We start from the raw sequence: 288 nt of genomic DNA, 5'->3' as shown, positions 1-288 counted from the left end.
GTTGGGGCATTCCCTGGTGGGGGGTGCCTTGGTACTGCGGGGGCGCCATGCCCTGGGGTGGGGTGTACTGGCCCGGGGCGGGGACCTGGGGGCCGCCCGGGGGCATGTGCATGACGCCCGGTGGGGTTTGGAAGGCGGAGCCCTGGGGCGGCGTGCCCGGGTGCGGGAAGCCCTGCGGGGGTGTGCCGAAGGGCGGCTGGGGCGGCATGGGGGCGCCGCCCGCCGGGGTCTGCGGGTAGCCGGGCGGTGGGCCGCCGACCGTGTGCGGGCCCGGCGGAGGCGGGATCG

At 79.2% G+C, this 288-nt stretch carries 1 pseudogene; it reads right to left on the bottom strand.

Features of this window, described 5'->3' with window-relative positions:
* Nucleotides 1-288: pseudogene (locus tag GT354_RS54685) on the bottom strand (hypothetical protein); the annotation flags it as partial.

This window comes from Streptomyces sp. SID3343 (assembly GCF_009865215.1).
In the GTDB taxonomy this organism is placed as follows: Bacteria; Actinomycetota; Actinomycetes; order Streptomycetales; family Streptomycetaceae; genus Embleya.
Note: the sequence above shows the minus strand (reverse complement) of the source record. Positions and strands in the feature narration are given on the sequence as shown.